Raw genomic sequence first — 6,394 nt, 5'->3', positions numbered from 1 at the left:
AAGGGGTTTCAACAACGGACCACTGACCACTGACCACTGACAAACCCACTCATTCCTTTCGCGTATGCTCCATTAATCTGTCGCCATGACCACCATCACCGCATCATCAGCAGGCCCCGTCATTTTCGGGGAGGTGCTGTTCGACTGCTTTCCGGATCGCCGTGTGCTGGGGGGCGCGCCGTTCAACGTGGCGTGGAACCTCCACGGGCTCGGTGGGAACCCGTTGTTCGTCGGTGCCGTGGGGGACGACCGGCCAGGCGCCGATGTGCGCCGCATCATGGCGGCCTGGGGCATGGACGATTCGGGCCTGCAGACCGATCCCGCTCACCCCACCGGCACCGTTCAGGTCTCGCTTGAAGGCGGTGAACCGAGCTACGAGATCGTCGCCGACCAGGCCTACGACCATGTGGACCGGCAAGCGGCGCTGACGGCCATCGCGGGGCGCGAGGACGCGATCCTCTATCACGGCAGTCTTGCGCTGCGCGACACCGGCTCCCGCGAAACCCTGGCTGCCCTGCGCGACACCGTGCGCGGCGGCGTGTTCATGGACGTGAACCTGCGCGCCCCGTGGTGGGACAGGGATACCGTGCGCGAACTGGTGGCAAACTCCGCGTGGGTGAAACTCAACCAGGATGAACTCGACGCGCTGGGTGATGGCGACATGCGTTCACCACAGGATGGCGCGCGGGCATTGCTGTCGCGATACGGACTGCGGGCCGTGATCCTGACCCGGGGATCGGAAGGCGCCCTGGTGGCCGCGTCCGACGGATTGGTGATCTCGCAACCCGCCCCGCCGGTGGACGGACTCGTCGACACGGTGGGGGCGGGTGATGCCTTCAGCGCGGTCGTCCTGCTCGGCATCATGGAGGGCTGGGGATGGGAGACGATCCTCGAACGTGCCGCCCGATTCGCCGCGCAGGTCTGCACGCTGCGAGGCGCGACGACCGAGGACCGGTCGTTTTACGCCGAGCAAAGCAGGGCCTGGTAGGCCCGGGCTCCCGCACCGGGAAACTGGCCCGCATATCTCAGCGCCCTTCTACTGCGGCTGCAGATATGCAGGCGAACCAACTTTCCGCTGTGTTCTCACATCCTGTTGATGCTCAGCCGACCGGGGCCCGTCAGGGCAAGGGCGACGGCAGTGAACAGGAACATCCCCTGCAGCTCCAGGGCCCAGCCACCGAAGCGGGTCAGATCGAAGAGTTCGTGGGGATGCGCCAGTGCAATGGCCACCACCATGGTCACCGCGATCAGCGCCGCCCCGACCCGCGCGTAGAAACCGAGAATCAGCAGCACCGGTGCCAGCACCTCGCCGATGTAGACCGTATAGGCGAGAAACCCCGGCAGACCGATCCCTTCTATCATGCCTTCGATACCGCTGACCCCGTGGATCAGCTTGTGAATACCGTGCATGAGAATCAGCCATCCCAGTGTGACGCGCAGGATGAGTTTGCCCAGATCTTCCGTCATAGTCCGGCTCCCCGACCCGTATCCAAACGTGGACACACAATCGGAGTGTCTCCCACGTTCAGAGCCAGGTCAAAGGATTGGACCGACCGCAATTCCGTAATAGTATTATGGAAAACGGTTCGCGCCTGGCCGCACCTCCGGGCGACACATAAGAAGAACAAGTCCGGCGCATCCTCGACAACCAAGAGCCGCCGGTGACAGGGAGAAATCCTTGCCAGTCGACCGATCGAACAGCCGCATCATCCTCGGTTTGCTTCTGCTGGCCCCCCTGATCCTCTGGGGTCTGGCCGACGAACTGCCCGTGCTGGTCCCCAACGCCCACATCGTCGCCTTTCACACCGCCGTGGAGATGTTCGCGGTAGTGGTTGCAATCCTGGTCTTTGCCGTCGGCTATCACGTGCTCGACGAGAAGCGCGCCCGCAGCTCCCTGATGCTGGCATGCGCCTTCCTGGCGGTGGCCTCGCTGGACTTCCTGCACCTGATGGCCTATCCGGGCATGCCGGATCTGATCACGCCGAACAGCTCCCAGAAGACGCTGATCTTCTGGCTCGCGGCACGTCTGGTTGCGGCCGGAGCGATCCTGCTGTACGTGACCCTGCCCATGCAGGAGTACCGCAGAGGCCAGGCCCGTCGCCCCTTGTACGTGGCGGTCAGCCTGGGGCTGGTGGCACTGGTGGGTTGGGTCGGCATCTGGCATGAGCACTGGGTGCCGCCCCTGTTCGAGGCCGAGCGGGGCCTGACCCCGTTCAAGATTGGCGTCGAGGCGTTCGTCATCGTCCTGCACGGGATCACCCTGGTGGTGATGGCATTCCGGCCCGGGCTGCTCGCATCGCCCAGCATGCGTCTGCTGGGCGGCGCCGTGGCCCTGAGCATCGCCAGCGAGTTCTTCTTCATGATCTACCGTGACCTCACGGATGCCTATTTCGTGCTTGGGCACATCTACAAGGTCATGGCGTACCTGCTCATCTACTGGGGCATGTTCCTGGAAAGCGTGCGCAGCCCCATGGAACGCCTGCACGCGGCGCGCAGGGACATCGAAACCCGGGAACGCCGCTACCAGCAGCTTGTGGACACCGCGCCGGACGGCGTACTGGTCGCGGATTCCGACGGCACCATACTGCTTGCCAACCGCAACATCGAACACCTGTTCGGATACCCCGCATCGACCCTGCTCGGCCGGCCGGTGGAGCAGTTGATCCCCGGGCGCTACAGGTCTCGGCTCATGGCCCATCGCGCCACACAGCACGAAGCGGATGCCGGTGCCTCGCCCATGGGCCAGCTTACCAATCTGACGGGACACCGCCGTGACGGCACGGAGTTTCCGGTCGACGTCAGTCTCAACGTCTTCGAGGACGCCGGCACCTCGCGCATTACCGCCTTCGTCAGGGACATGACCGAATACCGGCGCCGCGAAGAACAGATCGAGTACCAGGCCACTCACGACGGCCTCACCGGGCTGCCCAACCGCTGGCTGCTGCGCGACCGGCTTGCCCAGGCCCTGTCGCACGCCGAACGCCATCATGGACTGCTCGCGGTCATGCTGCTGGACCTGGACAACTTCAAGATCGTCAACGACACCTTCGGGCATCAGGAGGGGGATGCGCTGCTCCAGGAGGTGGCACGCAGACTGCAGGGCACGCTGCGGCGTGAGGATACGGTGGCGCGCTTCGGCGGAGACGAGTTCATGGTGCTGTTGCCCGACATGCACCGCGTCGTCGATATCGCCACAGTGGCGATGAATATCCTGCGCACCCTCGCCCAACCCATCGTGACGGCCACCGGTCGCAGCATCTCCACCAGCGCCAGCCTGGGCATCGCCATCCATCCGCAGGATGCCCAGGACGAGGAAACCCTGATCCGCTACGCGGACATGGCCATGTACGAGGCCAAACAGGCCGGGCGAAACACCTACGCCTTCTTCTCCGGGGAGCTGGACCGGCGTATCCACGAGGAGCAGCGCCTGCAGGACCGGCTCAAGCACGCACTCGAGCATTCCGAATTCGAACTGCATTACCAGCCCCTGGTGAGCGTGGCCGGCGGAGAAATCCGCGGGGTGGAGGCCCTGCTGCGCTGGCAGGATACGGAACTCGGGCGCGTATCCCCCGAGCGTTTCGTGGCCGCGGCCGAGAGCAACGGGCTGATCATCCCCCTGGGCGACTGGGTCATCAGAGAGGCCTGCCGGCAGGCCGCCGAACTCGCCGGGGCGGGCACGGCCCTGCGGATGTCGGTGAACCTCTCCGCCATGCAGTTCCGCCAGCAGGACCTGGTGGATCACCTGCGGGAGGCGATACAGGACAGCGGCACGGTGCCCGAGCGACTCGACATCGAAGTCACCGAGACCGCCGCCATGGCCGACGTGGCACTGGCCCGCCGGCAGCTCACCCGCCTCAAGGATCTGGGGGTGCGGATCTCGCTGGATGACTTCGGGACGGGATACTCCTCCCTGGCCTATCTGAAGGCATTGCCCATCGACCGCCTGAAGGTCGACCGATCCTTCATCAACGACATCGGCAAGGACCGGGAATCGGACATGATCGTTCGTGCCATCGCGCAGCTCTGCCATGGCCTGAACCTGGAACTGGTGGCCGAAGGCGTCGAGACGCCCGCCCAACTGGCGTTCCTGCGGTCCATCGGCTGCGACCTGTATCAGGGCTGGCTGCATTCACGGGCCATGCCCGCCGAGGTACTCGCCACCTTCCTCGGAGGCACGACACCGGGCAGGGCCGGCCGCGAAACCGCTCAGAGCAGCCCCCGCTCCGCAAACGAAACAAGTTCCTCGCCCACCACCACGTGATCCAGGACCCGCACGTCGATCAACGCCAGCGCATCGCGCAGGCGCCAGGTAACGGCCTCGTCGGAACGGGACGGCTCGGCCACGCCGGAGGGGTGATTGTGTGCGAGGATCACCGCCGCGGCATTGTGGGTCAGCGCACGGCGCACCACCTCGCGCGGATGGACGCTGGCGCCATCGATGGTGCCCCGGAACAGTTCCTCGAAGGCGATCACCCGGTGGCGGTTGTCCAGGAACAGACAGGCGAACACCTCGAACGGGTAGTCGCGCAGACGCGCCGACAGGTAACGCCGGGTATCGTCGGGGCTGCCCAGCGCATCGCCCCGGGTGAGCGTCTCCGAGAGATGGCGCCTGGCCATTTCCACAACGGCCTGAAGCTGGGTGTACTTGGCCACGCCCAGGCCACGGGCCGTGCAGAACGCGTCCGGGTCGGCCTGCAGCAGCGGACGCAGACCGCCAAAGCGTGAGAGCAGGTCCCGGGCGAGGTCCACGGCGGTGCGCCCGGCGACGCCGGTGCGCAGGAATATGGCCAGCAATTCGGCATCGGAGAGCGCAGCGGCGCCGCGCTTGAGGAGTTTCTCCCTCGGACGCTCGTCCGCGGGCCAGTCGGTGATGGGCATGGGGTTGCACCTCCATGTGCGCAGTTGCAGATCAAGATTCAAGATTCAAGATTCAAGATTCAAGATTCAAAGATATGATGCCATTCATCCTTTGAACTTTGAATCTTGAATCTTCAACCTTGAATTCGCCCTTCCAAGGCGATATTTCGGCAGCGGGTCTCCTTGAAGCCGAAGCTCGCGGCCACGGCCAGCAGGGCGAAGCCGAACAGCAGGAGCAGGCCGTTACGGTAGTCGGCGGCGGCGTAGACGGGTACCCCGGCGATCGTGGTGCCGTCCCAGCCCAGGTCCAGCACCCAGCCGAACAGGGGCTGGAAAATCGCCGCGCCCAGGAACAGCCCGGTGTTCACCAGTGCGATGGCCATGCCCGAGAGCGCCGGCGCCGTGACTTCCTTGGCCTGCGCATAGGCGACCACGAAGCAGCCCGCCGACAGCCCCAGTACAGTGAACAGCAGGTGGGCCATCGGGCCCGGGCTCCACGGCAGGACGAGGAACGCGCCGCAGGCGGCCGCGTAGAGCAGCGCACCCCCGATCAGCACGGGCCGACGGCGCCGGAGCCGGTCCGAGAAGCTTCCCGAGAGCAGGCAGCCCAGCGCAAAGGCGATGAGCGCCACGGTGGTGTACGCGGAGGCGTCGCCCCGGGACAGACCGTGCACGTCCCTGAGCAGAGGAATGGCCCACAGGCCGACGAAGCCGAAAAGTGAGCCGGTGATGCCGAAATCATAGAAAAATCCGGGCCACAGGCGTCGGTGGGCAAGCACGTCGCGCAGGTCAGCGATCCAGTGCTGCTGTCGGGGCGGGTGGGCGCTCAGGCCCTCCATCTCGCGCACCGAAGGGAAACCCATGTCCTCGGGCCGGTCACGCACCTTCCACCACGAGGCGAACGCCAGCGCCAGGGCCAGCACCCCCAGGGCCACGAACACGCTGCGCCAGTCGGTATAGACCAGCACCAGCGCTAGGGGGCCGGTGGCGGCGATGGCACCCAGGTTGCCGAGCAGGAGCGTGGTGCCGCTGATGGTGCCGTAGTGGCGTTCACTGAACCACACGCTGTTGCTCTTCATCAGGCCCACGAACACCACGGAGACCCCGAGTCCCACCAGGAAACGCCCCGTGCTGGCCACCGCGAACGTCTCCGCCAGACCGAACATGATCGAGCCGACCCCGGCCACGGCGTTGCCCAGCAGCACCGCATAGCGCGCCCCGAGGGTATCGGCCAGGACACCCGCTGGCATCTGCATGGCGGTGTAGATGTAGTAATACATGGCCGCCAGCGAACCCAGCGCAGCAGCGCTGATGCCGAACGCGGCGGACAGGTCGCTGGCCACGACACCCGGCGCCATGCGGTGAAAGAACACCAGCATGTAGGCCAGCACGAGAATGGTGAAAACGGTCCAGCGCGCGCGCAGGAACCGCGGCGGATAGGTATGAATCATATGCAGGGGTTCCGGGGTATCCGGCGAGGATACCCGTTCGGGGTCGGCAAATGAATGCACATGGACACGAATGAAATGCAAACAGC

Annotated in this window: 5 protein-coding genes; 2 read left to right on the top strand and 3 right to left on the bottom strand. The window is 65.4% G+C overall.

Annotated features, from left to right (window positions below; translation table 11 throughout):
* The first annotated feature begins 94 nt into the window (after window positions 1-94).
* On the top strand, window positions 95-988 hold the full coding sequence (locus B1C78_RS06310) for a carbohydrate kinase family protein (RefSeq protein WP_425443962.1): 894 nt from the start codon (window positions 95-97) through the stop codon (window positions 986-988).
* 95 nt (window positions 989-1,083) lie between these two features.
* Here the strand turns inward: B1C78_RS06310 and B1C78_RS06305 are convergent, their stop codons facing one another.
* Window positions 1,084-1,467, bottom strand: coding sequence for a DoxX family protein (locus B1C78_RS06305; protein WP_077278297.1), 384 nt, complete (start codon window positions 1,465-1,467; stop codon window positions 1,084-1,086).
* A gap of 211 nt (window positions 1,468-1,678) precedes the next feature.
* Here B1C78_RS06305 and B1C78_RS06300 point away from each other — a divergent pair, with 211 nt between their 5' ends.
* A complete protein-coding gene (locus tag B1C78_RS06300; RefSeq protein ID WP_077278296.1) occupies window positions 1,679-4,261 on the top strand; it encodes a bifunctional diguanylate cyclase/phosphodiesterase in 2,583 nt (860 codons plus the stop codon).
* Here the strand turns inward: B1C78_RS06300 and radC are convergent.
* Both radC and B1C78_RS06290 read right to left on the bottom strand, forming a co-directional pair.
* Window positions 4,207-4,878, bottom strand: a complete 672-nt coding sequence (radC, locus tag B1C78_RS06295; protein ID WP_077278295.1) for a RadC family protein — start codon at window positions 4,876-4,878, stop codon at window positions 4,207-4,209. The two genes, B1C78_RS06300 and radC, sit on opposite strands and share 55 nt — an antisense overlap.
* Window positions 4,879-4,991: 113 nt before the next feature.
* Complete coding sequence (locus B1C78_RS06290) at window positions 4,992-6,308, bottom strand: MFS transporter (protein WP_077278294.1); 1,317 nt, start codon at window positions 6,306-6,308, stop codon at window positions 4,992-4,994.
* Window positions 6,309-6,394 lie beyond the last annotated feature (86 nt).

The organism is Thioalkalivibrio denitrificans, from assembly GCF_002000365.1.
GTDB lineage: Bacteria > Pseudomonadota > Gammaproteobacteria > Ectothiorhodospirales > Ectothiorhodospiraceae > Thioalkalivibrio_A > Thioalkalivibrio_A denitrificans.
This window is presented reverse-complemented; position numbering and strand designations above follow the sequence as displayed.

What these genes read in the sequence shown, in the direction of transcription:
- B1C78_RS06305 (WP_077278297.1), bottom strand. Translation starts at nt 1,467, where the DNA reads ATGACGGAAGATCTGGGCAAACTCATCCTGCGCGTCACACTGGGATGG.
- radC (WP_077278295.1), bottom strand. Translation starts at nt 4,878, where the DNA reads ATGCCCATCACCGACTGGCCCGCGGACGAGCGTCCGAGGGAGAAACTC.
- B1C78_RS06290 (WP_077278294.1), bottom strand. Translation starts at nt 6,308, where the DNA reads ATGATTCATACCTATCCGCCGCGGTTCCTGCGCGCGCGCTGGACCGTT.